This is a genomic window from Novosphingobium sp. NFX11 (assembly GCF_057376415.1).
The window spans coordinates 3,041,774-3,066,889 of record NZ_CP080384.1 but is presented as its reverse complement, the minus strand read 5'-3'; the positions used below and the strand labels follow the sequence as shown (position 1 = coordinate 3,066,889).

Below are 25,116 nucleotides of genomic sequence, written 5' to 3'. Positions count from 1 at the left end.
GAGGACCGATGGCGACAGGGATGCGCGTCGACAAGCTGCTGTGGTTCCTGCGCCTCGCCAGGACCCGGCCGGTCGCGCAGACGCTGGCCGAAGAGGGCCACATGCGGCTCAACGGCCGTCGCATCGACCGCGCCCACCAGAAGATCGCGGCGGGCGACGTGCTGACGCTTCCGATAGCTGGAGGCGTGCGGGTGATAGAAGTCCTATCCTTGCCCGAACGGCGCGGACCCTATAGCGAAGCTGTCAGCTGCTACAGAGTGCTTGACGGCAGGCCCGTCGATCCCATAGCTGCGCCCGAATCGAATGACGCCTGAAGGAAGGATACCGCACTCATGACGTATGTCGTCACCGACGCCTGCATCAGGTGCAAGTACACGGACTGCGTGGAAGTCTGCCCCGTGGACTGCTTCTACGAAGGCGAGAACATGCTGGTCATCAACCCCAGCGAATGCATCGACTGCGGCGTGTGCGAGCCCGAATGCCCGGCGGAAGCGATCCTGCCCGACACCGAGAGCGGCCTTGAGCAGTGGATGGAGATCAACGCCAAGTATTCGGCGGAATGGCCCAACCTCACCACCTGCAAGGACGCGCCGGACGATGCCGACGCGATGAAGGGCGAGGAAGGCAAGTTCGAAAAGTATTTCTCGCCCGAGCCCGGCGAAGGCGACTGATCCTGCTGCGGCGGGCCTGAGGCTCGCCGACCAAAACCCGCAGATTCCCGTGGTTTGCGCTTTGTGCAACAGAGCCACGGAAGACCCATGAGGCGCGAAACGGAAACGTTTACGCGCCTCTGGATTTTTTGGCATATTGCTGCTATATAATCGTTCAACTGCCCGAGCCTTCTGCTCGTTCGGCAGGCATTTTCATTGCGAGGCAGGGTTCGAAAGCAGACGGTTGGGAGAGTGATCTGACCGGGCGCGGAGACGATCTGTCTCCCTGTCGCACCCCCGGTTATCTCCCGATTTGAACAAACTGGAACCCTGCAGGTGAAAGGACGATACATGGCAACCAGGATCGATGCATTCGATGTTGGAGATTACGTCGTTTACCCGAAGCACGGTGTTGGTCGGGTTATTGAGCTGCAGAAGCAGGAAATCGCCGGGATGCAGCTCGAGCTTTACGTGTTGCGGTTCGAGAAAGAGCGCATGACCCTGCGCGTTCCCGTCAACAAGGTCGAATCGATCGGCATGCGCAAGCTGTCTTCGGACAAGACCCTGCGCGAAGCGCTCGATACCCTCAAGGGCAAGCCCAAGGTGAAGCGTACCATGTGGTCGCGCCGTGCCCAGGAATACGAAGCGAAGATCAACTCGGGCGACCTCGTGTCGATCGCCGAAGTGACCCGCGACCTGTTCCGCGCCGACGACCAGCCCGAACAGAGCTATTCGGAGCGTCAGATCTTCGAAGCCGCTTCGTCGCGCCTGGCCCGCGAACTCGCGGCGATGGAAAAGACCGACGAGCAGGCCGCGCTCAAGAAGATCCTCGCGATCCTCAACGAGCACGCGCCCAAGTACTACGACACCGCCGAGACCGCCTGATCCTTTCAGGCGTTCCACGTGGAACCATGGGGCCGCTTCCGCAAGGGAGCGGCCCCTGTCGTTTGTAGTCCGGCGTTTTGGAGACGATTGTTCATTGCGCTGTCATCTGGTGCGTGTGAAGCTGGCGGTATGAAGCGTCTTGTCGTCCCCTTCGCCGTGTTGATGGCCCTGCCGATGCTCTCGGGCTGCGTTCGCACCGCCGCCAGCATCGTCACCGCTCCGGTACGCGTGGCGGGCAAGGCGGTCGACTGGACCACCACCAGCCAGTCCGAATCCGACGAAAAGCGCGGCCGCGCCCTGCGCAAGCGGGATGAGGAACTGGGCAAGCTCAACCGCAGCTACGAGAAGAACACCCGCGACTGCCAGCGCGGTTCCGAAGCCGCCTGCGACCGTGCGCGCAACGATTACGGCGCGATGCAGGACTTGCGCGAAAAGGCGATCTGATCGCGCTGGGAAGGGCGGTGGCTCTTCCGTCACTACATCAACAAACTTCGTCATTGCGAGCGTAGCGAAGCAATACAGGGCAGTATCAAACCGTCCTGGATTGCTTCGCTACGCTCGCAATGACGAGGGGGTGGGGATGCGCCGTATCGGAGCCCCGATTTAGTCGAGCCTCAATGCACCGGCGGATCGACCGGCGGCACCTTGCCGACCGGCGACACCGGCTCACCCGGTTCGCGCGGAGGTAGAGCGTTTTCCGGCACTTCGTCGATCTGCATCGCCGGGGTCGGCACCTTCTCCAGATTGCGCGCGGTCACCCGGATCTGGTCGCCGTCGATCACGATCTCGTTGAAGCTAGGCGGTGTGGAGCGAATGCGCTTCGACAGCGTGCCCGCACCGATCATCCGAAGCGGCCCGGCGGATGTCTGCTCGGTCAGGTCGAACGGGTCGTGGATATGACCCGAGAGCACCGCCATGACCTTGCGCCCGGCCAGCACTTTCATCGTGCGGGTGCCGTTGATGGTCAGCAGCTTACCGTCCGCGCGGCGCTCAGGCAGCGGGTGGTGGCAGGTGACGAGGACGCGCGTGCCTTCGGGCAGGGCGTCGATCTGCGCCAGCGTCTGCTTCAGGGCATGATCGGTCACCCAGCCATTCGACCAGGGGAAGCGCTGATACTGCGCGCGCGTGGTCGTGCGCAGCGGCACGATGGCGAGGTTGGGCAGGTCCAGCTGGGTCTCGACCATCCGCTCGATCGCCTTGAACCGGCGATAGGGGTCGAAGAAACGCTGGTAGAGGTTGAAGTAGGGAATGTCGTGATTGCCCACCTCGACCGTGACCGGCACGTCGAAGCCCTGAATCCACTCGCACGCGGCCTGGAATTCGGGGTGGCGGGCACGCATGGTCAGGTCGCCGGTGATCGCGACGGCATGCGGCATCTCACGATCGATGCAGGCCTTGGCCCAGTCGATGGCCTGCTGATCGACCAACCCGAAATGGATGTCGCTCAGATGGAACAACCGCAACGGACCGTTGTACATCGAGGCCGTCTTGCCGTGCATTATCCGTCGAACTCCTTCGTCGTCACCAGGTCGACCTCGCAGGTGCCCAGTTCGAAAATTTCCTCGGCGGCGCCGTCGAACGGCTCGCCGTCTATCAGCAGGCCCATCGGCTCGCCCGTGGGGCAGACCAGCCGCAGCCTGGGGTGACGGCCCAGTTCGTCGTGCGGGCCGTCGCGAAAGTTACGGTTGAGCAGGGCGATGCCTTGCCCGGCGTAGTCCCCCAGCGACTCGGCATAATAGCCGTTCGCTCGCAGGCCGTCGTCCTTGGGAACAACCGTGATCGCGGCATAGCCTTCCTCTCGTCCCCCGTCGACCTCCGTACTACCGACCTCGGCGCACATGACTTTCGGGCCGTTCGCGGACTGGGCGATCGCCTCGCGCGTCGAGGCGACGAAATCGATCACGTTCATCGCGCGCATCGCCTCGCGCACTTCGTTCCACACCGTCCCCGGCCCGGCGAGCGCGCCGGTGAGGCCGATGCCGTGGCGGGAGACGATCACCGGCGGACGCACCGTGCTCAGGGCCGCGCCGGAAAGTCGCGCGACGATCTCGGGCGCAGGTACGTCGCCGTGCATGCGCTTGGCGAGGAGGTTCATCGTCCCGCCCGGCAGCACCAGCACGGCACCGCCCCAGCCATAGGCCTCCATGACCACCGAGTGCGTCGTGCCATCACCGCCGAATACCGCCAGCATGTCCACGCCCGCCGCATCGAGATCGGCGGGCTGAGGGGCGGGATCGTCGGGAAAGCGCAGCACCCGGTCAGAGCCGAGGCCAGCCGCCTCGAAGGCGGCGAGCAGTTCCTCCACCGCCGCGTCGTTGTTGCTGCCGCTGGCCGCGTTGCAGACGAGCCAGACCTTTGCCGAAGATGTGCCGTTTGAAGTCATGCCCGCACAAGCGCCCGAGCCGGGGCAGGGTTCCCCGGCGAAGTTCCCTTCAAACGCGCCCGCTGAAGACCAGCCAGGCGGACACGCCATTGAGGGCAGTATAGAGCGCGTAGAGCAGCGCCCAGCCGGTCGATCCCGACGCCGCGACGATCATCACACCCACCAGCATCACGAACTCGACGATGAGGCTCAGCCGCCCGCCAAGCGCCTGGAAGAACCACGGCACATGCATCAGCATCGGGTGGTTGCTTTCGAGCAGCGCCTTGTGCGCGGCGAAATTGACGATCCTGAGGCAGAATACGAGGATCAGGGGGTCATGTGCGGCCAGTCTATCGACTGCGCGGCGGCAGCGCCACCGCATTGCGCACGATCTGATCGCCCGTGGCGCACGACGCGTCATCATCTTGCATGTCGTTCGTCGACTACAAATGTCGTTGGTCCGTCCGCCTGCGCCTTCGTCGGATCACTTCTGCCCGCAATCGACCTTCGCGTGATCGTGTGCCGGATGTGAGGCACATCACACTCATCGAGCCGGACGGAACACAGTTCTTCCCCACGGCTCACACCGTGAGGAGGAAAATACCATGTTCAAGACCGCACCCAAGACCGCCATCTTCGCCGCCGCAGCCCTCTGCACCGTCGGCCTGTTCTCGGCCCCGGCCGCCTTCGCCAAGAGCGTCGAAGTCCGCTACGCCGACCTCGACCTCGGCACCGTCGAAGGGCAGGGCATGCTGCAGAAGCGTATCAACAAGGCCGCCCGCAGCGTCTGCCGCGTCAGCCGCCCGACGACGGGCACCCACATCGACAGCAACGTCGACACCGAGTGCTACCGTCAGGCCCGCCTGAACGTGCAGCAGCAGGTCGCCGCCGCGATCGACAAGGCCGACGACACCCGCCTCGGCGGCTAAGGCTTAAACCCCATCAATCCAGGTCCCAAAAGAAGAAAAGACCCGGAAAAATCCTGATGGCGGGCTTAGCGGCCCGCCATTTTCTTTACGCCGGGAAGATACGTTCGACCGATCCGCAAGGCCTCTCCGTCCGCCGTTTCCGCCGACCAGACGCCAAGCCCCTCGTGACGCAAGCCCGAAACGTGGCTGCGCTGCAGGATGCAACTGCGATGGATACGGATGAACCGCTCAGGGTCGAGGCGCTCCTCCAGACTCGTGATGGTCTGGAGCAGCAGGTAGCTTTGCGTCCCCACATGCAGGCGCACGTAATCGCGCTCGGCATCGATGCGCTGGACCTCGGCGGCGGGCACGCGCACCAGTTCGGATCGGTGCGGCACCCAGAATTCGTCGAGCCACTGGCTGAGCGCCGGAACCTGAGCCCGCTCGCCCCGGCGCGACACCACGCGGGTCACGGCGCGCTGCAGGCGATCAGGCGCCACCGGCTTGAGGACATAGTCCACCGCATCGAGATCGAACGCCTCGACCGCGAACTCATCGTGCGCGGTCACGAAGATCACCGCCGGAGCGTCCGGCCGGCCGCCCAGCGTGCGCGCCACGGTGAGCCCGTCGGTCTCCGGCATCGTCAGGTCGAGCAGCACCAGGTCGGGCGTCAGCGCATCGATCAGGCGCAACGCGGCCTGGCCGTCGCTCGCCGTGCCGATCACGGAAATCCCTTCGATCCGGGAGCAGATCACCTGCATGCGCTCGACAGCCAGCGGCTCGTCGTCGACGATCAGGGTGCGCAGGGGAGCGGCGGGCGCGGCGCCTTCGGGCTCAGACATTACCCGCCTCCAGCGGCATGCGCAGGATCGTCGCGAAACCGCCGTTCGGGCGCTTGCCGTAGGAGATCGTCGCAGCCTCCCCGTAACGCGCCCGCAGGCGGTCGCGCACGTTGTTGAGGCCGATGCCGCAGCCCTCGGTCTTGATCTTCAACTCGCCGCTCATCTCTCCGGGTCCATCGTCATGGACGGCGACGACGAGCTGGCCACCCTCGCGCCGCGCCTCGATGGCAATGGTCACCGGCCGCTGCGTCGCGGCGACGGCATACTTCACGGAATTCTCGACGAGCGGTTGCAATATCATGCCCGGAACTTTCGCATCGAGAACGGCCTCGTCAATATCGATATGCGTTAGCAATCGATTGGGGAAGCGGACTGCCTCGATCGCGAAGTAAAGGCGCTGCAGCTCTATCTCGTCAACCAGCGAAAGATCGTTGGTGGGATCACCTGACAAAGTGCGGCGGTAGAACGTCGACAGCGTCTGGATCATCTCTTCGGCATCGTCCTGCCGTCCGACCATGACCAGCGCCGACAGCGAATTGAGCGTGTTGAACAGGAAATGCGGATTCACCTGATAGCGCAGCGAACGCAGTTCGGCCTGTTCGGCGGCGCGGCGGTATTCGCCCTCGCGCCGTTCTGCCGCGCGGGCCTCCTCGGCCTTGGCGAGCGCGAAGTAGAGCGCCACCCACGCGAGCACGAGGAAGTAGCGTCCGAACGCCGTGTCGGCGATGTTCGCCCAGCGCCCGAAATTGGCGCCGAGGGCAGAGTTGGTCTTGATCGTGATCGCCGAGGAATGCTGCGGCCAGGCTGCGCCGCTTTCCTCGCTCGGCGCATCCGTCGGCTCGTCCGGAACCTCGCTGGAGCCAGGTGCTGGCGGGGCGGGGGAGCGGGCGGCGGCAGGATCTTGGGCAGGTCCACCAGGATGTTGCCGGCCTCGTCCTGCGTGATGCGCACGTTGCCCGCAGCCACCGCTGCCGCATCTTCCTCGCTGCCGTAGGCTGCCGGGCGTTCAATGTCGGAGAAGATCACGTCGTTGACGATGCTGAGCACCAGCGACAGCGGGAACGCGCCGATCAGCACGATGGCGAAGCGGACCCGGCCCGATTTGCGATCCAGCAGCTGCAGCAGCGGCCAGACGGCGGCCATTACCAGCATCGAGACGATGCAGATCGTCAGGCGCCGCGACAGGAACGACCAGTCGAGGTCGAACCCCATGACCAGACCGCGCAAGCTGGCCACGATGAAGTAGCAGGCCCACAAGGCCGCCAGCGACAGGAGGACGAGCCGCGCCGGAACGCGGGGAGGGGGTGCTGCTTCGGACATTACCGCCCGGTCTAGCGCGAAAACGGTTCGTCGCACCACACCTTCCATCGGACGGAGATTGTCGTTGGTCGAAGGGGGCTGGCAGCTCACGCCCCCGTTTTGTCATTGCGAGCGTAGCGAAGCAATCCAGGGCGGTTTACGCGGCCCTGGATTGCTTCGCTACGCTCGCAATGACGCAGGTGGGTGTGTGAGGGCAGTTCCGTGACCCCGACGGCGCGCGCCGGGGTCACGGGAAAGAAATCACACCAGCAGGTGTTCCTCGGCGATCTTCGTCTTCCACACCGGCGGGGCCAGCGTGTGGACGTTCTTGCCTTCGGAATCGACGGCCACGGTCACCGGCATGTCCTGCACGGTGAATTCGTAGATCGCCTCCATGCCGAGGTCCGCGAAGCCGACGACCTTGGCTTCCTTGATCGCGCGGGCGACGAGGTAGGCCGCGCCGCCAACCGCCATCAGATAGGCCGACTTGTGCTTGGCGATGGACTCGGTCGCCGCCGGGCCGCGCTCGGACTTGCCGATGCTGGCGAGCAGGCCGAGGTCGAGCATGGTGTCGGAGAACTTGTCCATGCGGGTGGCGGTGGTCGGGCCGGCCGGGCCGACGACTTCCTCGCGCACCGGATCGACCGGGCCGACGTAGTAGATCACGCGGCCCTTGAAATCGACCGGCAGTTCCTCGCCCTTGGCCAGCATGTCGGCGATGCGCTTGTGCGCGGCGTCGCGCCCGGTCAGCATCTTGCCGTTGAGCAACAGGCGATCGCCCTGCTTCCAGCTCTGGACTTCCTCAGCGGTCAGCGTGTCGAGGTTGACCTTGATCGCTTCCTTGCTCGGCTTCCACTCGACCTTGGGCCACTCGTCGAGGTTCGGCGTCTCGAGGAAGCTCGGGCCGGAACCGTCCAGCGTGAAGTGCGCGTGGCGGGTGGCGGCGCAGTTCGGGATCATCGCGACGGGCTTGCCCGCGGCATGGCACGGCCAGTCGAGGATCTTGACGTCGAGGATCGTGGCAAGGCCGCCGAGGCCCTGCGCGCCGATACCCAGCGCGTTGACCTTGTCGAAGATTTCGATGCGCAGCGCCTCGATGTCGTTCTGTGGGCCGCGCTGCTTCAGCTGCGCCATGTCGATCGGCTCCATCAGGCTCTGCTTGGCGAGCTTGACGCAATGCTCGGCGGTGCCGCCGATGCCGATGCCCAGCATGCCCGGCGGGCACCAGCCAGCCCCCATCTGCGGCAGCATCTCGATCACCCAGTCGACGATGGAATCGCTGGGATTCATCATCTTGAACTTGGACTTGTTCTCAGACCCGCCGCCCTTGGCCGCGACGTCGACCGAGATTTTCGAGCCCGGGACCATCTCCACCGACAGCACGCAAGGAGTGTTGTCCTTGGTGTTGCGGCGGGTGAAGGCGGGGTCGGCCAGCACCGAGGCGCGCAGCTTGTTCTCGGGGTGGTTGTAGGCGCGGCGCACGCCGTCATCGACGACGTCTTGCAAGCTGCGCTCGGACTCGAGGCGGCAATTCTGGCCCCACTCGATGAAGACGTTGACGATGCCGGTGTCCTGGCAGATCGGGCGGTGACCCTCGGCGCACATGCGGCTGTTGGTCAGGATCTGGGCGATGGCGTCCTTGGCCGCCGGGCCCTGCTCCGCTTCGTAGGCGTCGCCCAGCGCGCGGATGTAATCCATCGGGTGGTAGTAGCTGATATACTGCAATGCGTCGGCGACGGACTCGATGAGGTCCTCTTCGCGGATGGTCACCATTTCTGTCATGGAATTCTCCGGTCTTCTTGGCCCGATCTGGCGGATAACGTCGGATTTTTGCCGCTCCATAAGCCGCATGGGCGTGATCGTCAAAGTGCTTGATCGGATCGACGGGCGTTGTTTCATGGGGCTTGGCCTGAGAGGCCGGTTCGCATAGAAGCGGCCCCATAGTGTCGTCTTCGCGATTGCAGCGATCTGCCGCAAGCCCCGCGAGCGAGTGAGGGAATACACGAATGACCTTGACCGAGGACCGGTCGGCTCCTGCCACCGACTTTTCTGCCGCCCGTCGCGCCATGATCGTCAGCCAGCTGCGCACCAGCGGCGTGAACGAGCCCTGGGTGCTGGAAGCGATGGCCGGTGTTCCACGTGAAAACTTCGTGCCCGCCGAGCTGCGCGACGCCGCCTATATCGACCGCGCCGTGCCGCTGGGCGAAGGCAAGTTCCTCGGCGCCCCGCTGGTGCAGGGCAAGATGCTGCAGGAAGCCGCTCCGGCGAAGACCGACAAGGCGCTGATCGTCGGCGACGGCGAAGGCTACCTCGCCACGCTGCTGCGTCCGCTGGTCGGCTCGCTCGACGCGGTAGCACCTGCCGCTGCCGATGAAGCCGCTTCGGGCGCATACGACCTCATCGTCATCGACGGCGCCATCGAAGTGCTCCCCGATGCCCTCTCCGCACGTCTCGCCGAGGGTGGCCGCGTGGTCACCGGCGTGACCGATCGCGGCGTGACCCGCCTTGCGGCCGGCACCAAGGCAGGCGGCGTGACCTCGCTGCTGCCGCTGGCGGAGCTGGGGATTCCCGTGCTTCCCGAATTCGCCGCTCCCAAACGCTGGAGCTTCTGAGCATGGCCCGGATCGCGTGGCGTTCCGGGCTGCTCGCGGGGGATGTCTGATACTGACGGCCGGCGCGCCTGCGCGGGCCGACACCCTGCGCGATGCGCTCGTTTCCGCCTATCAGACCAATCCCACGCTGGAATCGGCGCGCGCCCAGCAGCGCGCCACCGACGAAGGCGTGCCGATCGCCAAGGCTGCAGGGCTACCCAGCCTCAGCACGACCGAAACTTACACCAAGAACCTGAAGCAGAGCGAAAACTCGCTCACGGCTCCGTCGAAGATATTCACGGCGGATGCCCAACTGGGCGTGCCGATCTATTCGGGCGGCGCGGTCAAGAACCGCGTCAAGGCTGCCAAGCTGCGCGTCGGCGCCGGTCAGGCCGATCTGCGCGGCACGGAGGCTTCCGTCTTCTCGCAGGTCGTCGCGGCGTACATGGACGTGATCCGCACGGAAGCGATCGCCGGACTTAACCGCAAGAACGTGGCGGTTCTCCAGACCAATCTCGATGCGACCAACGACCGGTTCCAGATCGGCAACCTCACGCGCACCGACGTCGCCCAATCGCAGTCGCGCCTAGCGACTGCGAAGAGCGACCTGCTGACGGCGGAAGCCAACCTTGCCGCCGCGCGCGAAACCTACATCCGGTTCGTCGGTCATGCACCCGAAGCGCTCGACGCGCCGCCGCCGCTGCCGAACCTGCCCGCCAACGCCAGCGAAGCGGCGACGATCGCGCTCGATGCGAACCCGGACATCATCGCCGCACGCGAACGCAGCAAGGCCGCGGACAAGGACATCGACGTCGCGGGCGCCAGCCGCCTGCCGACGCTACGGCTCTTCGGCCAGGGCACGTACAACAACTACTTCAACACGCTGGCGCGCGGCGCGGTGAACGCGAGCGTGGCGCAAAGCGATCTCGTCTGCGCAGGCCGGGGCGCAGCTGTCGATCCCGATCTTCCAGGGCGGCCTTCCCGCCGCGCAGCGTCGCCAGGCACAGGCGACGGCTTCGGCCACGCTGGAGCAGGAAATCGCCACCGAACGCGACGTGATCGCGCAAGTCCGCTCGGCCTTCACCTCCTACGTCGCGTCGAACGACCTGATCCGCTCCTCGCAAGTCGCAGTGGATGCGGCGACGCTGAGCCTCGAAGGCGTGAAGGCAGAGAATTCGGTGGGTCGGCGCACGATCCTCGACATCCTCAATGCCGAGCAGGAATTGCTGAACGCGCAGGTCACGCTGGTGACGGCGCGGCGCAATGCCTACGTCGCCGGGTTCTCCCTGCTCGCGGCGATGGGCAAGGCCGAGGCGCGCGATCTGGGCCTCGACGGCGGCACCCTCTACGATCCCGACGTCAATTACGAGCGCGTGCGCGGCAAGTTCTTCGACTGGGACGACGACGATGCGCCAGTGGCCCGGTCCACGCGCACCGTTGACACGCCGGTGCAGGACGGCAACATTCCCGCTTCGCAGGAGCCCTGATCCCGTTTGCGGATAAGGACTTGGATGCGCGGGACTACAGGGATTTAGGCAGATGCGTCAGAACGGTGAACCTTCGGTCGAGGAGATCCTCCAGTCGATCAAGCAGGTCATCGCGCGCGATTCCCGCCTCGAAACCCGTACCAGCCGCACCGAACGCCTGATGCGCGAGCCGGAACCGCTCTACGCCGACGAGGATGAGGACGATGTCCTCGAACTCCAGGAAGCCTCGCAGATTACCGCAGCGGGCGAGACCGACGAAGGCCCGTTGCTGCACGATCAGGCGCGCGATCTCGATGCGCGAATCGCTCGCCGCGCTCGCCATGCTGTCCGAGCCCGGCGCGCAGCCGCAGATCGTCCGTTCGGGAGAAACCTCGCTGGAGGCGCTCGCCAAGGAGCTTCTCCGCCCGGCACTGACCGAATGGCTTGACCGCAACCTGCCGGCTATGGTCGAACGCCTCGTCGCTGCCGAAATCGCGCGGATCGTCGGCAAGAAGGGCTGATGGGGCTTCGACAAGCTCAGCCTGAGCGGCGTTGAGAGGTTTACAACTACACCCGCTCACACTGAGCTTGTCGACGGGTCACGGATGAGCCTGTCGAAGCCCCATCGCCCGGACGGGCTGGACCTCAAGGCCCACACTTCCTACCTTCACCGGGTATGCCGAAACCCGATCCCGCGCTGCTCGATCCCGCGCGCTACCCGTTTTCCTGCCGCATCGAGCCGCGCTTCGGCGATCTCGACGTCAACATGCACATCAACAACGTGGCGATGGCCGGATTCCTCGAGGATGGCCGCGTGCGCTTTCACCGTGCCAGTCGCTATCGCGAGGGACTTGTCGGTCTGTCCTCGATGATCGTCAGCATCGGCATCGAATATCTCGGCGAGGCGCACTATCCCGATGCCCTGACCGTCCATACCGCCATCGAGCAGGTCGGGCGTTCCAGCCACGGCCTCGTCCAGTTGGTGACGCAGGACGACCGGATCGTCGCGTTCTCCCGCTCCACGATGGTAACGGTCGGCGAGGACGGCCCTGCGCCGATGCCAGCCACTTTCGCCAGCCAGACCGAGGAATGGAAACTGCGGCCATGAGCCACCACGCCATCGCCAAGGCCGAGGAAGCCTTCGCCAAGACCGGCAGCGACATGATCCGCCGCCACATCTTCATATGCGCCGAACCGCAAAAGGGCGAATGCTGCTCGCCCGAGAAGGGGCAGGCCGCGTGGAAGTTCCTCAAGAAGCGGCTCAAGCAGCTCGGGCTGGACGGAAAGGGCGGCGTGGCCCGCACCAAGGCGGACTGCCTGCGCATCTGCCACGCCGGGCCGGTCGCGGTCGTGTGGCCGGACGGAGTCTGGTATCACTCGTGCGACGAGGACGTGCTGGAGCGGATCATCCAGCAGCACCTCATCGGCGGCGAGCCGGTCGAGGAATTTCGCCTGCACGCGCCGGGAGGTTGAGGCCCACCCCGTCCGGCTGGTTCGCTACGCTCTCGAGCCTCCCGACCCTCCCGCAAGCGGGAGGGCTGACGCACATCTCCCTCCCGCTTGCGGGAGGGGCAGCGAGACTTGGGAGCTTGCTCCCTAGTCGCAGCGGGGTGGGGCTGACGGCGGGCCCTTACTTGTAAGGATCATCATCCTCGAGCGGATCGACGATCGCCTCGTCATGCCCGGTCCCGCTCGACAGGAACGCGAGGCCCATCAGCGCCGAGGCCAGCAGCATGGTGAAACCGATGCCCAGCGCGGTCGCGATGTAGAAGTGGATCGAGACCATCCCGTTGGAGCGGTACAGCAGGATTATCGACCCGATCACCAGCCCGACCGTGATCGTCATCATCCAGCGCATGATGCGCAGGTAGCGCGCCCAGGCATGGGCGGCCTTGCCGGGATCGTCGAGGGGCGAAGACGGTATCATCGCGCCCTATCTGGGCCTGACGGCGTCTCATCGCAAGCATGACGTGACGAGTCCGACGCGGCTGTGATACGCTCCGCCCCGGGGGCAAGCTGCGGGAACAGAGGCTCCTTTCAGGAACAGGGAGAGCTGACGATGACCATCGGTCGAATTATCGAAGGCCGCGATGCCGTAGTCACTTGCGACGTTGCCATGACCGTGCGCGAGGCCGCCGGAATCCTCGCCGAAAAGAGAATCGGCGCAGTGCCGGTGATGGAAAACGGCGAAATCGCCGGAATCTTCTCCGAACGCGACGTAATCTACAAACTGCGCGAACTGGGCGCCGACATGCTCGACATGCCGCTCGGCCACATCATGACCGCGCTGCCCGTGACCATCGAGCCCGAAACCTCGGTCATGGCGGCGCTGTCGCTGATGACCCGCCGCCGCATTCGCCACCTGCCCGTGGTGAAGAACGGGCGCATGGTCGGGTTCGTGTCGATCGGCGATCTGGTGAAATACCGGATCGACAAGATCGAGAACGAGGCTGCCGCGATGCGGGATTACATCCAGACGGCGTAAGGGCTTCGACAGGCTCAACCTGAGCGGAGTTGGAGGTGTGGCGCCACGTCCGCTCACCCTGAGCCTGTCGAAGGGTCACCCCGAGCTTGTCGAAGGGTCAGGCCGCGCCTACATCGGACGCATGGAACAGCAGACCGTGACTCTCAGCCCCTCGGCCGCCGCGCGCGTCGCCGCGATCGCGAGCAAGCAGGGCAAGCCCGCAATCCTGCGGCTTGCCGTCGAAGGCGGAGGCTGCTCGGGCTTCCAGTACAAGTTCGGCCTCGCCGACGCCCCCGACGCGGACGACAGCGTGGCCGAGACCGACGGGGTGAAGCTCCTCGTCGACTCGGTCAGCCTCGACCTCGTCCAGGGCTGCGTCGTCGATTTCGTGGAGTCGCTGGGCGGCGCGGCATTCCGGGTGGAGAATCCGAACGCGGCGGCAGGCTGCGGCTGCGGGTCCAGCTTCTCGGTATGAAGATCTCCACCTTCAACATCAACGGCGTGAAGGCACGCCTGCCCCGACTGCTCGAATGGCTGGAGGAAACCCGCCCCGCCGTCGCCTGCCTGCAGGAGATCAAGACGCAGGACGAAGGCTTCCCCATCGCCGAGTTCGAGAAGCTGGGCTACAAGGGCATCTGGCACGGCCAGAAGGGCTTCAACGGCGTCGCCATCCTCGCCGACGGGGAAATGCCCGTCGAAGTCCAGCGCGGCCTCGATGGCGAGCCCGAGGACGAACATTCGCGCTATCTCGAAGCGCAGGTCTTCGGCGTGCGGGTCGTGTGCATCTACCTGCCCAACGGCAATCCGCTGCCCGGCCCCAAGTTCGACTACAAGCTGCGCTGGATGGAACGCCTGCGCCGCCGCATGGACGTGATCAAGGCCGAGGAAGTGCCGGCCATCATCACCGGCGACTACAACGTCATCCCGACCGACCGCGACGTTTGGACGCCCTCTGCAATGGCCTCCGACGCGCTGATGCAGCCGGAATCGCGGGACGCCTACTTCCGCCTCCTAGGAGACGGCTGGACCGACGCGCTGGCCACCCACAATCCGCGCGGCGGGGTGTGGACCTACTGGGACTATCAGGCAGGCGCCTGGCAGCGCGACCACGGCTTCCGCATCGACCACTCGCTGCTCTCGCCCGAACTGGCGGACCGGCTGGCGGCGTGCGGTGTCGACAAGGTTCATCGCGGGCGGGAAAAGGCCAGCGACCATGCGCCTGTGTGGGTCGAACTGAAGGCCGCCTGAAACTCTTCGTCATTGCGAGCGAAGCGAAGCAACCCAGGGCGGCGTAAACCGCCCTGGGTTGCTTCGCTTCGCTCGCAATGACGAACGAGAATTACCGATAGAAGATGTGGTTATCCACCTGAGCCAGCTTCGTCAGCTTGCTCCAGCGCGGCGAGACGCGCTTGGCGTGGAAGAACAGCGCACCCTTGGCCTTGCTCTTCCAGGCGCCGTCCTCGGCGATCTGGGCGATCGCGACGGCTTCCTGCCAGCTCGGAGAATTCTCGCGCACGGCGGGCATCGAACGGCCGCGGATGAACGAGAACTGCGAGGGCTGGTAGACCACGCCGCAATAGCTCGTCGGGAAGCGGCCCGACTTGGTGCGGTTGACGATCACACGGCCAACGGCGAGCTGGCCTTCCAGCGATTCACCGCGTGCTTCGAAGTAGATCGCGCCGGCAAGGCAGCGCATGTCGCGCGACATGTCGTCCGGCGTCTCCTGCTGAGACACCAGTTGCTGAAGGGAATCCGCATCGGGGGCGTCTGCTTCCTCGGTCTCGGTCTCGGCGGCGGGAAGCGCCTGTACGACCGGTTCGGAAACGAACTGCGGGGCGGGCTTCGTTTCTACCAGCGTCGGAATGAAATCCGATGCGGCGGCGCCCGAGCCCGTGGCGCCTAGAAGAGCGGTGAGAACCGTCGCGGCCAGCGCAATCGCGCTCGCCCACTCAACTTTCTTTCGCATTCAAACTTGATCAAAGGCGGTGAACCGGTCCGACACAGGCTGGAACGGAATGCCACGAAGTGACGTTCTGTTTCCGTCGAGCCTGCCGACGATTCCCCGTCTGCGTGCTAGCCGGACAAGCCGAAGTGCTGTCCGAGCCGCTTTCGCGTCAGTGAAGGGGGCCTTTAGGCTGTGGGCCGGGCAAGTCAACCCGCACCGGGTCAGGCCCCGATGAAACGTTCGGCGTCTGCGCCATCGAGTTCGATGATCCACACGTCGGGGTCCTGACGCTTGCGCCGGTCGAGGTACTCCTGAAATTCGAACGGGTTTTCAGGATCCTGAGTCTTGGAGCAGCGCCAGCGCCGGGTGCCGTCGAGTTCGGGCATCCGTTCATGAAGGCGCACATTCGATCCATTGTGCGAAAGAACGACAAGGATCGTCCCGGCGTCCTGTTCGCCTTTAGCCAGCACCGTCGCGAATCCGCCCTCGCCATTGACGCGGCGAATCAGTGCGGAAACCTCGAGGTGAGCGGGGAGGCGGGAATCCATCAGGCTTGCGGAATCGAATAGCCGGGCAGGCTGGAGAGCGCGATGCGCGATCGCATGAACGTTCCGGTGCCGCGCCCGCATTCCTCGCCGTCCTCGTCGATCAGCCAGGACTCGGCCACCAGTACGCGGCGGCGACCGCTCACCCAGCGGCCCTCGCACACGATACGGCCGCCCTTGATGGGCTTGGACAAGTGCAGGTTGAACGAGGTCGTCAGCAGGAAGCGATCGGTGACGTGAGTGTTGGCGGCGTAAAAAGCCGCATCGTCGAGCATCTTGAAATAGATGGTCCCGTGCGCCGCACCGGCCGCATGGAAACAGTCGGGCTCGACCAGGAACGTGATGCGCGCATGCCCGTCGCCGACGATTTCCAGCTTTGAGCGGAACATCTGGTTGATGGGGGCGGAGGCATAGAGCCCCTCCAGCGCGCGCCAGTGGAGCCCGGCGCCGCCCTGACTCTGGCCTTCGGCAGTGTCTTCAGGCGGCATCGCGGTCGATGACGTTGCTCAGCAGGCTGTAGAGCGCTTCGGTGCCCGGAGCGGCCAGCAGAGCTTCGTGCATGCGCTCGTCACGCATCATGCGCGAGATCGCCGCCAGAGCATGAAGATGTGTCGCGCCCGCGCCTTCGGGGAGAGCAGGCCGAACACGAGGTCGATCGGCACGCCGTCCGCGGCTTCGAATTCGACCGGGGAAGCGAGGCGCATGAACACGGCAACGGGACGTGTCAGCCCCGCCATGCGCGCATGGGGGATGGCGATGCGTCGCCCGAACCCGGTGCTGCCGAGCTGCTCACGCTCGGTGATGCGCGCCAGCACGGCCTGATGGTCGAGACCATAGACCGAAGCGAACCGAGCCGCGAGGCGGTCCAGGATGATGTCCTTGCTGTCCGCGTCGAGGGTGATGACAGCCTCGGGCGCCAGCGAAAAAGCCCACTCATTGCGTTTCTGATACTTGACCGGTTGCCAACATTGCATGCTCCGAAACCCCCGGCGGAAAACCGGGGGTTCGTTTCTTCCTCTCGTTGCGATCAGAAGCTGTGCGCGAAAAGCGTCAGTGCGGTTCGACCCAGCCGATCGACCCATCACCGCGGCGGTAGACCATATTATGCCGCCCGGTGCCAGCATTTTTGAAGAAGAGAGCCGTAGTATTGCGCAAGTCGAGCATCATTACCGCGTCCGAAACGGTGGCTTCGGGAACGTCCACCCGGGTTTCGGCAATGACCACCGGGGCGTCGGCTTCGAGGTCGTCCGTGTCGTTGTCTGCGACGTTCTCCTCGAAGATCGTGTAGGCGGCGTCCTCGGCCGCATTGGCATGGGCCGTCTGTTCGGAGCGGTCCTTCAGGCGGCGCTTGTAGCGGCGCAGCTGCTTGTCGATCTTCTCGGCGGCCTGATCGCAGGCGACATGCGCGTCCTGCGCCATGCCGCTGCCCTTGAGCACGAGGTTCTGCATCACGTGCATGATGATGTCGCACTTGAACGCCCCGGCCGGCGCTCGGCCGAAAGTGACGTGAGACGACAGCGCCCGATTGAAATACTTCTCGATGATCGCCGTGAGCTTGTCGTTGGCGTGGACCTGCAGGGCCTCGCCGGTTTCGACCTGGTGACCAGAGACGCGGATATCCATGGGCGTTTCTCCTTAGACTTAGAGTTCAGGCACCCCAGAGCGGGGTATCGACCGACTTGAGAAACTCTGCGTGCGCAGAGAGTTCCGCCTCGGTAGCCGCGTGGGGACGCGGCTGACGGAAAATACGGTTCTTCGTGTTGAGAACCTTGATTTCCGTCACGATCTCAGTGGTTTCTGCAGAAAGTTCGAGGCCGATCTGACGACCTCCCCGCAGTTCCACGTAAACTTGGGCAAGCAGTTCGGAGTCGAGCAGCGCCCCGTGTTTGGTGCGGTGGCTGCGGTCTATCCCGTAGCGACTGCAAAGCGCGTCGAGCGAGAGCTTGGCGCCGGGATGGCGCACCTTGGCGAGCGCCACGGTATCGACCATGCGCTCACGCGAAACCTCGGGAAGCCCGCATAGCTTCAGCTCGGCGTTGATGAAGTTGAAGTCGAAGTTGGCGTTGTGCGCCACCATCGCGCTGTCCTCGATGAAGTCGAGGAATTCCTGCGCGCAGGCCGAGAACAGGGGCTTGTCGGCGAGGAAGGCGTCGGACAGGCCGTGCACCGCCTCGGCCTCCGCAGGCATGCCGCGCTCGGGGTTGAAATAGGCGTGGTAGGTACGGCCGGTCAGCACCCGGTTGACCATCTCGATGCAGCCGATTTCCACCATGCGGTCCCCGTTTTTCGGGTCGAAGCCGGTCGTTTCGGTGTCGAAGATGATCTCTCTCATCCCTCTCCATATCTGCCTGTGCGCCCCCATGCGCAAGGGGCTGGAGCGGATTATTCGGCTCGCCTCAGCGCCTGCACGATACCGGCCACCTGTTCGCGCGTCGCATCAAGGGTCAAGCCGGTGTCGATCACGTAGTCGGCACGCGCGCGTTTCTGCGCATCGGGCACCTGAAGTGCCAGAATCTGCTCGAATTTTTCCGCAGTCATACCCGGCCGCGCGAGCACCCGGCGACGCTGTTCCCCGGCCGGGGCGGACACTACCGCGACGGCATCGAGGCCCTTTTCGCTACCCTTTTCGTAGAGCAGCGGAATGTCGAAGACGACCAGCGGCGCCTCGGCATTGTCCCGCAGGAAGTCCCCCGCATCGCCGCGACGGCGGGGTGGACGATCTGCTCCAGAGTCGCGAGCTTGTCCTTGTCCTGGAACACGACGGCACCCAGCAGGGGTCTAACGACACCTGACGCATCCGTAGTGCCGGGAAAGGCCGCCTCGATCAGCGGCACCAGCGCGCCGTTCGGACCCTGCAGTTCGTGCACCGCCGCATCGGCATCGAACACCGGCACGTCGAGGTCGCGCAGCATCTGCGCAACGGTCGACTTGCCCATGCCGATCGATCCGGTGAGGCCCAGAATTTTCATTTGAGAATCAACTCGCGCAGAGCGGCATCGCGGTCGCGGGGAGGGCGGGCGCCGAAGAAATGCGTGAAGGCCGAGTCCGCCTGGCCGATCAACATGGCGAGGCCGTCCACCGTCTCGAACCCGGCGCCGCGTGCATCCTGCAGGAACTGCGTGTCGAGCGGACTGGTGACGATATCGTAGACCACGCTGCGCGGCGGGGCGTGGCTGAAGTCGAAGGCCAGCGGCGGCTGCCCGGTCATGCCGAGCGGGCTGGCGTTGACGACGAGGTCGAAGCACTGCTCGCGGTCGTCAAAGGCGAAGTCGGTGGCATCGGCGAAGTGGTCGAGGCCGATGGCGTGGTGCTCGCCGCCCGGCGCAAGTTCGTCGAGCATGGCGCGCGCCTTGGCCGGATCGCGGCCCGCGAGGACGATGACGAAATGCTCGTTGGCCAGCGCCGCGATGATCGCCCGCGCCGCGCCGCCGGTCCCGAGGATGCGCGCCATGCGGAACAGGTGCGTCTTCGCCAGTTCATCGCGCACCGGCTCCAGGAATCCCGGCGCGTCGGTGTTGTAGCCGGTAAGGGTGCCGTCGGACTCGCGCACGACGGTGTTGACCGCGCCGATCTGCGCAGCGAGGGGTCGAGCCGGTCCATCAGCGGCAGGATCGACAGCTTGTGCGGCATCGTCACGTTGCAGCCGCGCCAGTCGGGATCGGCGCGGCGCTTCGCGAGATAGTCGCCGAGGTCCTCCAGCTTGACGAGGCAGTGGTCGTAGCGGCCTTCGATCCCCAGTTCGGCAAGCCAGAAATTGTGGATCGCTGGCGACTTGGACTGCGCGATCGGATCGCCGATCACTTCGGCATAGCGTGTCATCGCGTCAGGACTCCCAATCCGCGCAGCGCCGCCTGGACCTTGAGCAGCGGCATGCCCAGAATCGTGAAGTAATCGCCGTCGATCTTCTCGAACAGCTGCACGCCGCGCCCCTCGATCCGGAAGACGCCGACGCAGGCACCGACTTCGGGCCATTCCGCGTCGAGGTAACTCTCGATGAAGGCATCGGACAAATCCGCGACATGCAACTGCGCCACCGCATTCTCCGCCCAGAGCACTTCGCCATCGCGCACGAGGGCAGCCGCGCTGTGCAGCTCCATCACCTTGCCCGAGAAGAAACGCAGATGCTCGGCCGCGTTCTCCCGGCTGGCGGGCTTGTCGAACCGCCGCCCACCGCAGGACACGAGGGAATCGCTACCGAGCACGACCGCACCCGATGTTTCACGTGAAACATTCAGGGCCTTTGCTTTCGCAAGTTCCAACGCGACTTCGGGCGCGGAGGCATCGCCGAGCGCCGCCTCGATCCCGCGTTCGTCGACATGGGCGGGCTGGGCGCGGTAGGCGATGCCCGCCGCTTCGAGCATGGCGCGGCGTGAGCCGCTCTGGGATGCAAGAACGATCATGGAAAACTCTGCTAGATGGGCTTCGGGCCGACCTGGCCGGTCTGGCCCGCTGCCTTGCGTTCGTTATAGAGGTTGATCACCGCCGCAGCGGTCTCCTCGATCGAGCGGCGGGTGACGTCGATCACCGGCCAGGAATTGTCCGCGAACATGCGCCGCGCATATTTCAGCTCGCTCTCCACCGCGTCGGTCGCGACATAGTCGGTGTCGGGCGACTGGCTGAGCGAGAGCAGGCGGTTGCGGCGGATCTGGATCAGCCGGTCGGGCGCGGTCGTCAGGCCGACCACCAGCGGATGGCGCAGTCCGAACAGCATCTGCGGCGGCGGGCTTTCGACGACGATCGGGATGTTCGCCACCTTGTACCCGCGATTGGCGAGATAGATCGAGGTCGGCGTCTTGCTGGTGCGCGACACCCCGGCGAGCAGGATATCGGCTTCCTCCCACTCTTCCCACAACACGCCGTCGTCATGGGCGATGGTGAACTGGATCGCATCGACGCGCGCGAAATAGGCGTCGTCGAGCCGGTGCTGGCGGCCCGGACGTCCCTTCGCCTCCTGCCCCAGCAGCGCCTCGAGCGCGTCGGTCACCCCGTCGAGCACCGCGATCGCAGGCAGGCCGAGTTGCTGGCACCTCTCTTCGAGGCGCCCGCGCGTCTCCTCGTTCACCAGGGTGAAGAAGACGAGGCCCGGGTTCGCGGAAATCTCGCCCATGATCCGATCGAGGTGCTGCTGCGAGCGGACCATCGGCCAGAAATGCCGCAGGACTTCGCCGTCGTCGTCGAACTGCGCGAGGGCCGCCTTGGCGATCATCTCCAGCGTTTCGCCGGTGGAATCTGACAGGAGGTGCAGGTGGAAACGCGCCATGCCGGCTCAGGGCCTCCGAAGGGCAAGGGGTGTGGATATGTGGCGGCATAAACCATGGGAGGAGCCCGGTGACAACTCGGTGAAAACTCCTCAGCGGCATTTCCTGCCCGCTATGGGGATTCACCGAGTCAGTTTCTGGACAGGCGGGCCGACTCTTCCCACACCCTGTGGACAAGGCGAACAACCTTTCGTTGACTCACTCTCGTCCAAGAGTCGCATCTGACTCTTCAATCTGTTCATCCGGGGGTAAATCGGGCAAGGCGAGCCAATCCCCGATATCCACAGGGCCAACAGACTCCATCATCCTTATATAAAATTTCTATTTTTTTTGTTGGGACGTGACGCGATGCCCGGAATCCTCCTCGAAACTCTGCGCGGAAACAACGCGCGCAGGCGGCCGCTGTGGCTCATGCGCCAGGCTGGCCGCTACCTCCCCGAATACCGCGAGTTGCGCGCCGAAAAGGGCGGTTTTCTCGCGCTCGTCTACGATACGGACGCCGCCGCCGAGATCACCCTGCAACCGATCCGCCGTTTCGGCTTCGATGGCGCCATCCTGTTTTCCGACATCCTGATCGTGCCTTACGCGATGGGGCAGGACCTCCAGTTCCTCGCCGGAGAGGGGCCGAAACTGACTCCGCGGCTTGTGGACAATGCGCTGGAGGGGCTGACTCGGGTGCCTGAGCGTCTTTCGCCGATCTACGAGACCGTGCGGAAGGTTCGCGCCCAGCTTGATGACGACAAGACGATGCTCGGTTTCGCCGGTTCGCCCTGGACCGTCGCGACCTACATGGTGGCAGGCGAGGGAGTCGCGACCAGCACGACACCCGCGCCATGGCCTATCGCGATCCGGACGCCTTCGAAGCAATCATCGATGCGGTGACTCAGGTGACCGTGGAATACCTGTGCGGCCAGATCGAGGCCGGCGCCGAAGCGGTGCAGCTGTTCGATTCATGGGCAGGCAGTCTCTCGCCCGCGCAGTTCGAGCGCTGGGTGATCGCCCCCAATGCCGCAATCACCGCTGCCGTGAAGGCGCGTCACCCCGAGACTCCGATCATCGGCTTCCCGAAGGGCTCGGGCGAGAAACTTCCCGCCTATGCCCGCGAAACCGGAGTCGACGCGGTCGGAATCGACGAGACCATCGACCCGATCTGGGCTGCGCGCGAACTTCCCCAAGGGCTGCCGGTACAGGGCAATCTCGATCCGCTGCTCCTGCTGGCGGGCGGCGAGGACCTCGACCGGCAGGCCCGCGCGGTGCTTGACGCTTTCGCGGACCGTCCCCACGTGTTCAACCTCGGCCACGGCATCGGCCAGTTCACCCCGATCGCGAATGTCGAGCAGTTGCTGGCGATCGTTCGCAGCTGGGAGCGTTGAGCGCGACGGGATTGAATTGAACCACCCTTCGTCATTGCGAGCGGAGCGAAGCAATCCAAGGCGGTTTACGCGACTCTGGATTGCTTCGCTCCGCTCGCAATGACGATTCAAGGCTTTGGTTGAGACTGGCATGACGACGCGCTAAAGGGCTTCCACCATGGCAATTCTCGCAAGTCTCTATCCCTGGCTCAAGGCCGGGCACGTCATCTTCGTGATCTTCTGGATGGCGGGGCTGTTCATGCTGCCGCGCTATTTCGTCTATCACCAGGAGAGCGATCCCGGCTCGGCGGAAGAGGCGCGCTGGGTCGATCGCGAGGCGAAGCTGCGGTCGATCATCCTGACGCCCTCGATGGTGCTCACGTGGGTTCTGGGGGTGCTTACAGCGCTTTCGATCGGTGCGTTCGATCAAGGGTGGCTTCATGCCAAGTTGCTCTTCGTGGTGGCTCTCTCAGGCTATCACGGCTGGCTGGTCGGCTATGCGAAGAAGCTGGCGCGCGGCGAGCGGCCGCTGACCGGCAAGAAGCTGCGCCTGCTGAACGAGGTTCCGGGCCTGGCGGCGGTGGTGATCGTCATTCTGGTGGTCGTGAAGCCGTTCTGAACGGAGTGAGGTTATGATAGTTTCCCTGCTTGCCGCCGCGTTGTCTCTCTCCGCGCTGCCGCAGGCGGAGCAGGACGATCTTCACTGTCTGGCCTATCTCTCGGTTGCGGCCGGGAAGGTGCAGGGGGACTTGCGGACGAAAGTGGACGGCGGCGCGCTGTACTACTTCGGCCGGATTCAGGCGCGTTCCCCGCAACTGGACATCACTGCCGCGCTGGACGCGATCCTCGAGGCGCCGGGGTACGGGGCACAGACCTATCAGGCCGACAAGGCGCGCTGTCATGCTCAGCTGGACCCGCTCGCAGGGCAGTTCGAGGCGTGGAAGGACAAGTACGAGGGCGCTCGCTAGGCCCACCCCGCTGCGACTAGCTTCGCCTTCGGCTCAGCAAGTCTCGCTCCCCTCCTGCTTGCGGGAGGGGTTGGGGTGGGCTTTCGCGCCTCGATTTCGATTCACCCCACCGGCCTGCCGCCCTGCGGATTGACTCGTTGACCGAGCCGCCGCGAATGCGTATCTGAGCGGCGTTCCGGCAACAGGGCGCGAGCCTTTGTCTCCTGCCTGGATCTGCTTTCCCCAAGCCCATCGATCCCGCCGGCCGACACTACAAATCCATCTGGAATTCACGAAAATGCATCTCAAAGAACTCAAGAAGAAGTCATCGGCCGAGCTGGTCGAAATGGCAGAGGAACTGGGCGTCGAAAGCGCCTCCACGCTGCGCCGTCAGGATCTGATCTTCGCCATCCTCAAGGAAGTGGCTGAAGACGGCGAGGAAATCATCGGACAGGGCACCATCGAAGTGCTGACCGACGGTTTCGGCTTCCTGCGCAACGCAGAGGCGAATTACCTCGCCGGGCCCGACGATATCTACGTCTCGCCGAACCAGGTCCGTAAATGGGGCCTGCGCACCGGCGACACCGTCGAAGGCGAAATCCGTGCCCCCAAGGAAGGCGAGCGCTACTTCGCCATCACCAAGCTGATGAGCGTCAACTTCGACGATCCCGACGCGGTGCGCCACCGCGTCAACTTCGACAACCTGACGCCGCTCTATCCGAACGAACGCCTGCGCCTCGACACCCTCGATCCCACGGTCAAGGACAAGTCGGCCCGCGTGATCGACCTCGTCTCGCCGCAGGGCAAAGGCCAGCGCGCGCTGATCGTGGCGCCGCCGCGTACGGGTAAGACCGTGCTGCTGCAGAACATGGCCAAGGCCATCACCGACAACCACCCCGAGGTGTTCCTCCTCGTCCTGCTCGTCGATGAGCGCCCCGAGGAAGTCACCGACATGCAGCGCAGCGTGAAGGGCGAGGTCATCTCCTCCACCTTCGACGAACCCGCGCAGCGCCACGTCCAGGTCGCCGAAATGGTGATCGAAAAGGCCAAGCGCCTTGTCGAGCACAAGCGCGACGTGGTCATCCTGCTGGACTCGATCACCCGCCTCGGCCGCGCCTACAACACCGTGGTGCCCAGCTCGGGCAAGGTGCTGACCGGCGGTGTCGATGCCAACGCCCTGCAGCGCCCCAAGCGCTTCTTCGGCGCCGCGCGCAACATCGAGGAGGGCGGCTCGCTCTCCATCATCGCGACGGCCCTGATCGACACCGGCAGCCGCATGGACGAAGTCATCTTCGAAGAGTTCAAGGGCACCGGTAACTCGGAAATCGTCCTCGACCGCAAGGTGGCCGACAAGCGCATCTTCCCGGCGCTCGACGTCGGCAAGTCCGGCACCCGCAAGGAAGAACTGCTCGTGGCGAAGGATCAGCTCACCAAGATGTGGGTGCTGCGCCGCATCCTCATGCAGATGGGCACCATCGACGCGATGGAATTCCTGCTCGACAAGATCAAGGATTCGAAGACCAACGAAGACTTCTTCTCGACGATGAACCAGTAAAAGGGAAGGTCCTGGGCCGTTGCCCCAGACCCCGAAATTGGCGTCGC

The 25,116-nt window shown here is 64.7% G+C and carries 27 protein-coding genes and 7 pseudogenes; 17 read left to right on the top strand and 17 right to left on the bottom strand.

Translation table 11 applies throughout. The features are described 5' to 3' along the window. Positions 1-8: 8 nt before the first annotated feature. The 4 genes from KZO24_RS15760 to KZO24_RS15745 all read left to right on the top strand — a co-directional run bounded on the left by KZO24_RS15760 (position 9) and on the right by KZO24_RS15745 (position 1,979). Positions 9-314, top strand: a complete 306-nt coding sequence (locus tag KZO24_RS15760; protein WP_008830933.1) for an RNA-binding S4 domain-containing protein — start codon at positions 9-11, stop codon at positions 312-314. 18 nt (positions 315-332) lie between these two features. Continuing rightward, positions 333-671, top strand: a complete 339-nt coding sequence (gene fdxA / locus KZO24_RS15755; protein ID WP_486486573.1) for a ferredoxin FdxA — start codon at positions 333-335, stop codon at positions 669-671. Between the two features lie 330 nt (positions 672-1,001). Beyond that, complete coding sequence (locus KZO24_RS15750) at positions 1,002-1,535, top strand: CarD family transcriptional regulator (protein ID WP_008830931.1); 534 nt, start codon at positions 1,002-1,004, stop codon at positions 1,533-1,535. A 129-nt stretch (positions 1,536-1,664) separates the two neighbouring features. After that, the gene (locus tag KZO24_RS15745) at positions 1,665-1,979 is read left to right on the top strand and encodes a hypothetical protein (RefSeq protein ID WP_271182610.1); all 315 of its coding nucleotides are present in this window, start codon (positions 1,665-1,667) and stop codon (positions 1,977-1,979) included. A 170-nt stretch (positions 1,980-2,149) separates the two neighbouring features. Here KZO24_RS15745 and KZO24_RS15740 read toward each other — a convergent pair whose 3' ends face one another. The 3 genes from KZO24_RS15740 to KZO24_RS15730 are packed head-to-tail and all read right to left on the bottom strand — an operon-like array spanning position 2,150 to position 4,321. Beyond that, on the bottom strand, positions 2,150-3,034 hold the full coding sequence (locus KZO24_RS15740) for a metallophosphoesterase family protein (RefSeq protein ID WP_285019624.1): 885 nt from the start codon (positions 3,032-3,034) through the stop codon (positions 2,150-2,152). Further along, positions 3,034-3,918 carry a diacylglycerol kinase family protein gene (locus KZO24_RS15735; protein WP_271182608.1) on the bottom strand — a complete coding sequence of 295 codons (885 nt, stop codon included), beginning with the start codon at positions 3,916-3,918 and terminating at the stop codon, positions 3,034-3,036. Before KZO24_RS15735 ends, KZO24_RS15740 begins: the two co-directional genes overlap by 1 nt. Positions 3,919-3,967: 49 nt before the next feature. Then, the gene (locus KZO24_RS15730; RefSeq protein WP_486486572.1) at positions 3,968-4,321 is read right to left on the bottom strand and encodes a hypothetical protein; all 354 of its coding nucleotides are present in this window, start codon (positions 4,319-4,321) and stop codon (positions 3,968-3,970) included. Between the two features lie 181 nt (positions 4,322-4,502). Here KZO24_RS15730 and KZO24_RS15725 point away from each other — a divergent pair, with 181 nt between their 5' ends. Further along, positions 4,503-4,826 carry a UrcA family protein gene (locus KZO24_RS15725; protein ID WP_008830926.1) on the top strand — a complete coding sequence of 108 codons (324 nt, stop codon included), beginning with the start codon at positions 4,503-4,505 and terminating at the stop codon, positions 4,824-4,826. A 65-nt stretch (positions 4,827-4,891) separates the two neighbouring features. On the opposite strand, the gene KZO24_RS15720 is transcribed toward KZO24_RS15725, so the two are convergent. The 3 genes and pseudogenes from KZO24_RS15720 to KZO24_RS15710 all read right to left on the bottom strand — a co-directional run bounded on the left by KZO24_RS15720 (position 4,892) and on the right by KZO24_RS15710 (position 8,728). Beyond that, entirely contained in the window at positions 4,892-5,647 is a 756-nt protein-coding gene (locus KZO24_RS15720) for a LytR/AlgR family response regulator transcription factor (RefSeq protein WP_036525632.1), read from the bottom strand. After that, positions 5,640-6,967: pseudogene (locus KZO24_RS15715) on the bottom strand (sensor histidine kinase). The gene KZO24_RS15720 and the pseudogene KZO24_RS15715 overlap by 8 nt, the downstream one beginning before the upstream one ends. A gap of 240 nt (positions 6,968-7,207) precedes the next feature. After that, complete coding sequence (locus KZO24_RS15710) at positions 7,208-8,728, bottom strand: fumarate hydratase (RefSeq protein ID WP_271182606.1); 1,521 nt, start codon at positions 8,726-8,728, stop codon at positions 7,208-7,210. 224 nt (positions 8,729-8,952) lie between these two features. On the opposite strand from KZO24_RS15710, the gene KZO24_RS15705 reads away from it, so the two are divergent. The 5 genes and pseudogenes from KZO24_RS15705 to KZO24_RS15685 all read left to right on the top strand — a co-directional run bounded on the left by KZO24_RS15705 (position 8,953) and on the right by KZO24_RS15685 (position 12,476). Beyond that, the gene (locus KZO24_RS15705; protein WP_271182605.1) at positions 8,953-9,558 is read left to right on the top strand and encodes a protein-L-isoaspartate O-methyltransferase family protein; all 606 of its coding nucleotides are present in this window, start codon (positions 8,953-8,955) and stop codon (positions 9,556-9,558) included. A 2-nt stretch (positions 9,559-9,560) separates the two neighbouring features. Beyond that, a pseudogene (locus KZO24_RS15700) lies at positions 9,561-11,024 on the top strand (TolC family outer membrane protein). Between the two features lie 52 nt (positions 11,025-11,076). Further along, positions 11,077-11,524, top strand: a pseudogene (locus tag KZO24_RS15695) (DUF2497 domain-containing protein). A 155-nt stretch (positions 11,525-11,679) separates the two neighbouring features. Then, positions 11,680-12,111: an acyl-CoA thioesterase gene (locus KZO24_RS15690; protein WP_008830919.1), complete on the top strand. Its 432-nt coding sequence runs from the start codon at positions 11,680-11,682 to the stop codon at positions 12,109-12,111. Next, positions 12,108-12,476 carry a (2Fe-2S) ferredoxin domain-containing protein gene (locus tag KZO24_RS15685; RefSeq protein WP_008830918.1) on the top strand — a complete coding sequence of 123 codons (369 nt, stop codon included), beginning with the start codon at positions 12,108-12,110 and terminating at the stop codon, positions 12,474-12,476. The genes KZO24_RS15690 and KZO24_RS15685 overlap by 4 nt, the downstream gene beginning before the upstream one ends. A gap of 157 nt (positions 12,477-12,633) precedes the next feature. Here KZO24_RS15685 and KZO24_RS15680 read toward each other — a convergent pair whose 3' ends face one another. Next, positions 12,634-12,930, bottom strand: a complete 297-nt coding sequence (locus tag KZO24_RS15680) for a hypothetical protein (protein WP_008830917.1) — start codon at positions 12,928-12,930, stop codon at positions 12,634-12,636. Between the two features lie 132 nt (positions 12,931-13,062). On the opposite strand from KZO24_RS15680, the gene KZO24_RS15675 reads away from it, so the two are divergent. The 3 genes from KZO24_RS15675 to xth all read left to right on the top strand — a co-directional run bounded on the left by KZO24_RS15675 (position 13,063) and on the right by xth (position 14,715). Continuing rightward, a complete protein-coding gene (locus tag KZO24_RS15675) occupies positions 13,063-13,488 on the top strand; it encodes a CBS domain-containing protein (RefSeq protein WP_008830916.1) in 426 nt (141 codons plus the stop codon). 121 nt (positions 13,489-13,609) lie between these two features. Further along, the gene (locus KZO24_RS15670) at positions 13,610-13,942 is read left to right on the top strand and encodes a HesB/IscA family protein (protein WP_036525641.1); all 333 of its coding nucleotides are present in this window, start codon (positions 13,610-13,612) and stop codon (positions 13,940-13,942) included. Next, on the top strand, positions 13,939-14,715 hold the full coding sequence (gene xth / locus KZO24_RS15665; protein ID WP_271182603.1) for an exodeoxyribonuclease III: 777 nt from the start codon (positions 13,939-13,941) through the stop codon (positions 14,713-14,715). The genes KZO24_RS15670 and xth overlap by 4 nt, the downstream gene beginning before the upstream one ends. A 91-nt stretch (positions 14,716-14,806) precedes the next feature. On the opposite strand, the gene KZO24_RS15660 is transcribed toward xth, so the two are convergent. The 10 genes and pseudogenes from KZO24_RS15660 to KZO24_RS15615 form a co-directional block, all read right to left on the bottom strand. Further along, the gene (locus tag KZO24_RS15660; RefSeq protein ID WP_271182602.1) at positions 14,807-15,433 is read right to left on the bottom strand and encodes a cell wall hydrolase; all 627 of its coding nucleotides are present in this window, start codon (positions 15,431-15,433) and stop codon (positions 14,807-14,809) included. A gap of 200 nt (positions 15,434-15,633) precedes the next feature. After that, a complete protein-coding gene (locus KZO24_RS15655) occupies positions 15,634-15,960 on the bottom strand; it encodes a DUF1491 family protein (RefSeq protein ID WP_271182601.1) in 327 nt (108 codons plus the stop codon). Next, positions 15,960-16,445: a PaaI family thioesterase gene (locus tag KZO24_RS15650; protein WP_036525646.1), complete on the bottom strand. Its 486-nt coding sequence runs from the start codon at positions 16,443-16,445 to the stop codon at positions 15,960-15,962. Before KZO24_RS15650 ends, KZO24_RS15655 begins: the two co-directional genes overlap by 1 nt. Continuing rightward, positions 16,435-16,931, bottom strand: a pseudogene (locus KZO24_RS15645) (PTS sugar transporter subunit IIA). Before KZO24_RS15645 ends, KZO24_RS15650 begins: the two are co-directional and overlap by 11 nt. Before the next feature lie 76 nt (positions 16,932-17,007). After that, a complete protein-coding gene (gene hpf / locus KZO24_RS15640) occupies positions 17,008-17,580 on the bottom strand; it encodes a ribosome hibernation-promoting factor, HPF/YfiA family (RefSeq protein WP_008829266.1) in 573 nt (190 codons plus the stop codon). 25 nt (positions 17,581-17,605) lie between these two features. Then, positions 17,606-18,289, bottom strand: coding sequence for a DNA polymerase III subunit epsilon (gene dnaQ / locus KZO24_RS15635; RefSeq protein WP_271182600.1), 684 nt, complete (start codon positions 18,287-18,289; stop codon positions 17,606-17,608). A gap of 50 nt (positions 18,290-18,339) precedes the next feature. Continuing rightward, positions 18,340-18,926, bottom strand: a pseudogene (gene coaE, locus KZO24_RS15630) (dephospho-CoA kinase). Beyond that, a pseudogene (locus KZO24_RS15625) lies at positions 18,923-19,776 on the bottom strand (shikimate dehydrogenase family protein). Before KZO24_RS15625 ends, coaE begins: the two co-directional pseudogenes overlap by 4 nt. After that, positions 19,773-20,357 carry a Maf family protein gene (locus KZO24_RS15620; RefSeq protein WP_211150741.1) on the bottom strand — a complete coding sequence of 195 codons (585 nt, stop codon included), beginning with the start codon at positions 20,355-20,357 and terminating at the stop codon, positions 19,773-19,775. The pseudogene KZO24_RS15625 and the gene KZO24_RS15620 overlap by 4 nt, the downstream one beginning before the upstream one ends. Positions 20,358-20,368: 11 nt before the next feature. Continuing rightward, entirely contained in the window at positions 20,369-21,217 is an 849-nt protein-coding gene (locus KZO24_RS15615) for a pyruvate, water dikinase regulatory protein (protein WP_008829261.1), read from the bottom strand. Between the two features lie 346 nt (positions 21,218-21,563). On the opposite strand from KZO24_RS15615, the pseudogene hemE reads away from it, so the two are divergent. From hemE to rho, 4 genes and pseudogenes are all read left to right on the top strand, one after another. Beyond that, positions 21,564-22,588 (top strand): annotated as a pseudogene (gene hemE, locus KZO24_RS15610) (uroporphyrinogen decarboxylase). A 157-nt stretch (positions 22,589-22,745) separates the two neighbouring features. Further along, positions 22,746-23,186 carry a CopD family protein gene (locus tag KZO24_RS15605; protein ID WP_008832525.1) on the top strand — a complete coding sequence of 147 codons (441 nt, stop codon included), beginning with the start codon at positions 22,746-22,748 and terminating at the stop codon, positions 23,184-23,186. A gap of 13 nt (positions 23,187-23,199) precedes the next feature. Further along, positions 23,200-23,535 (top strand): hypothetical protein, encoded by a 336-nt coding sequence (locus tag KZO24_RS15600; protein WP_271182596.1) that lies wholly within the window; start codon positions 23,200-23,202, stop codon positions 23,533-23,535. A 277-nt stretch (positions 23,536-23,812) separates the two neighbouring features. After that, positions 23,813-25,069, top strand: coding sequence for a transcription termination factor Rho (rho, locus tag KZO24_RS15595; RefSeq protein ID WP_271182595.1), 1,257 nt, complete (start codon positions 23,813-23,815; stop codon positions 25,067-25,069). Positions 25,070-25,116 lie beyond the last annotated feature (47 nt).

Bases quoted from the DNA above. Each gene is read 5' to 3' on its own strand.
- KZO24_RS15710 (WP_271182606.1), bottom strand. From the start codon at position 8,728: ATGACAGAAATGGTGACCATCCGCGAAGAGGACCTCATCGAGTCCGTC.
- KZO24_RS15655 (WP_271182601.1), bottom strand. From the start codon at position 15,960: ATGGATTCCCGCCTCCCCGCTCACCTCGAGGTTTCCGCACTGATTCGC.
- rho (WP_271182595.1), top strand. From the start codon at position 23,813: ATGCATCTCAAAGAACTCAAGAAGAAGTCATCGGCCGAGCTGGTCGAA.
- KZO24_RS15735 (WP_271182608.1), bottom strand. From the start codon at position 3,918: ATGACTTCAAACGGCACATCTTCGGCAAAGGTCTGGCTCGTCTGCAAC.
- KZO24_RS15725 (WP_008830926.1), top strand. From the start codon at position 4,503: ATGTTCAAGACCGCACCCAAGACCGCCATCTTCGCCGCCGCAGCCCTC.
- KZO24_RS15690 (WP_008830919.1), top strand. From the start codon at position 11,680: ATGCCGAAACCCGATCCCGCGCTGCTCGATCCCGCGCGCTACCCGTTT.
- hpf (WP_008829266.1), bottom strand. From the start codon at position 17,580: ATGGATATCCGCGTCTCTGGTCACCAGGTCGAAACCGGCGAGGCCCTG.
- KZO24_RS15605 (WP_008832525.1), top strand. From the start codon at position 22,746: ATGGCAATTCTCGCAAGTCTCTATCCCTGGCTCAAGGCCGGGCACGTC.
- fdxA (WP_486486573.1), top strand. From the start codon at position 333: ATGACGTATGTCGTCACCGACGCCTGCATCAGGTGCAAGTACACGGAC.
- KZO24_RS15620 (WP_211150741.1), bottom strand. From the start codon at position 20,357: ATGATCGTTCTTGCATCCCAGAGCGGCTCACGCCGCGCCATGCTCGAA.
- dnaQ (WP_271182600.1), bottom strand. From the start codon at position 18,289: ATGAGAGAGATCATCTTCGACACCGAAACGACCGGCTTCGACCCGAAA.
- KZO24_RS15685 (WP_008830918.1), top strand. From the start codon at position 12,108: ATGAGCCACCACGCCATCGCCAAGGCCGAGGAAGCCTTCGCCAAGACC.
- KZO24_RS15750 (WP_008830931.1), top strand. From the start codon at position 1,002: ATGGCAACCAGGATCGATGCATTCGATGTTGGAGATTACGTCGTTTAC.
- KZO24_RS15675 (WP_008830916.1), top strand. From the start codon at position 13,063: ATGACCATCGGTCGAATTATCGAAGGCCGCGATGCCGTAGTCACTTGC.
- KZO24_RS15745 (WP_271182610.1), top strand. From the start codon at position 1,665: ATGAAGCGTCTTGTCGTCCCCTTCGCCGTGTTGATGGCCCTGCCGATG.
- xth (WP_271182603.1), top strand. From the start codon at position 13,939: ATGAAGATCTCCACCTTCAACATCAACGGCGTGAAGGCACGCCTGCCC.
- KZO24_RS15670 (WP_036525641.1), top strand. From the start codon at position 13,610: ATGGAACAGCAGACCGTGACTCTCAGCCCCTCGGCCGCCGCGCGCGTC.
- KZO24_RS15680 (WP_008830917.1), bottom strand. From the start codon at position 12,930: ATGATACCGTCTTCGCCCCTCGACGATCCCGGCAAGGCCGCCCATGCC.
- KZO24_RS15600 (WP_271182596.1), top strand. From the start codon at position 23,200: ATGATAGTTTCCCTGCTTGCCGCCGCGTTGTCTCTCTCCGCGCTGCCG.
- KZO24_RS15615 (WP_008829261.1), bottom strand. From the start codon at position 21,217: ATGGCGCGTTTCCACCTGCACCTCCTGTCAGATTCCACCGGCGAAACG.
- KZO24_RS15650 (WP_036525646.1), bottom strand. From the start codon at position 16,445: ATGCCGCCTGAAGACACTGCCGAAGGCCAGAGTCAGGGCGGCGCCGGG.
- KZO24_RS15660 (WP_271182602.1), bottom strand. From the start codon at position 15,433: ATGCGAAAGAAAGTTGAGTGGGCGAGCGCGATTGCGCTGGCCGCGACG.
- KZO24_RS15720 (WP_036525632.1), bottom strand. From the start codon at position 5,647: ATGTCTGAGCCCGAAGGCGCCGCGCCCGCCGCTCCCCTGCGCACCCTG.
- KZO24_RS15760 (WP_008830933.1), top strand. From the start codon at position 9: ATGGCGACAGGGATGCGCGTCGACAAGCTGCTGTGGTTCCTGCGCCTC.
- KZO24_RS15705 (WP_271182605.1), top strand. From the start codon at position 8,953: ATGACCTTGACCGAGGACCGGTCGGCTCCTGCCACCGACTTTTCTGCC.
- KZO24_RS15740 (WP_285019624.1), bottom strand. From the start codon at position 3,034: ATGCACGGCAAGACGGCCTCGATGTACAACGGTCCGTTGCGGTTGTTC.
- KZO24_RS15730 (WP_486486572.1), bottom strand. From the start codon at position 4,321: ATGATGACGCGTCGTGCGCCACGGGCGATCAGATCGTGCGCAATGCGG.